We start from the raw sequence: 1,195 nt of genomic DNA, 5'->3' as shown, positions 1-1,195 counted from the left end.
TGAATTACTCGATGATCTTGGCCACGACGCCGGCGCCGACGGTGCGGCCGCCTTCGCGGATGGCAAAGCGCAGGCCTTCTTCCATGGCGATCGGGGCGATCAGCTTGACGGTGATCGACACGTTGTCGCCCGGCATCACCATCTCTTTGTCCTTCGGCAGCTCGATGCTGCCGGTGACGTCGGTGGTGCGGAAGTAGAACTGCGGGCGGTAGTTGTTGAAGAACGGGGTGTGGCGGCCGCCCTCGTCCTTGCTCAGCACGTACACCTCGCCGGTGAAGTGGGTGTGCGGCTTGATGGAGCCGGGCTTGCACAGCACTTGGCCGCGCTCGACCTCTTCACGCTTGGTGCCGCGCAGCAGGATGCCGACGTTGTCGCCCGCCTGGCCCTGGTCGAGCAGCTTGCGGAACATTTCCACGCCGGTGCAGGTGGTCTTCTGGGTGGCCTTGATGCCGACGATTTCGATTTCTTCGCCAACCTTGACCACGCCACGCTCGATACGGCCGGTCACCACGGTGCCGCGGCCCGAGATGGAGAACACGTCTTCCACGGGCATGAGGAAGGTGCCGTCCACCGCGCGCTCGGGCGTGGGGATGTAGCTGTCCAGCGCGTCGGCCAGGCGCATGATGGCCTGCTCGCCGAGGTCGCCAGCGTCGCCTTCGAGGGCGAGCTTGGCCGAGCCTTTGACGATGGGGGTGTCGTCGCCGGGGAAGTCGTACTTGCTGAGCAGTTCACGCACTTCCATCTCGACGAGCTCGAGCAGCTCGGCGTCGTCGACCATGTCGCACTTGTTCAGGAAGACGATGATGTAGGGCACGCCGACCTGACGGGCCAGCAGGATGTGCTCGCGGGTCTGGGGCATCGGGCCGTCAGCGGCCGAGCACACCAGAATGGCGCCGTCCATCTGGGCAGCACCGGTGATCATGTTCTTGACGTAGTCGGCGTGGCCGGGGCAGTCAACGTGCGCGTAGTGGCGGTTGGCCGTCTCGTACTCGACGTGCGCGGTGTTGATGGTGATGCCGCGGGCCTTCTCTTCCGGCGCCGCATCGATCTGGTCGTAGGCCTTGGCCTGACCACCGAACTTCTTCGACAGCACCGTGGTGATGGCAGCCGTCAGCGTGGTCTTGCCGTGGTCCACGTGACCAATCGTGCCCACGTTGACGTGCGGCTTGGTCCGCTCGAATTTCTCTTTTGCCAT

At 64.5% G+C, this 1,195-nt stretch carries 1 protein-coding gene; it reads right to left on the bottom strand.

Annotated features, from left to right (window positions below; genetic code table 11):
• Positions 1-4 precede the first annotated feature (4 nt).
• On the bottom strand, positions 5-1,195 hold the full coding sequence (tuf, locus tag AC2D80_RS15390) for an elongation factor Tu (RefSeq protein ID WP_484633921.1): 1,191 nt from the start codon (positions 1,193-1,195) through the stop codon (positions 5-7).

It is taken from the genome of Hydrogenophaga sp. T66, from assembly GCF_057219855.1.
Note: the sequence above shows the minus strand (reverse complement) of the source record. Positions and strands in the feature narration are given on the sequence as shown.

What these genes read in the sequence shown, in the direction of transcription:
- tuf (WP_484633921.1), bottom strand. Translation starts at nt 1,195, where the DNA reads ATGGCAAAAGAGAAATTCGAGCGGACCAAGCCGCACGTCAACGTGGGC.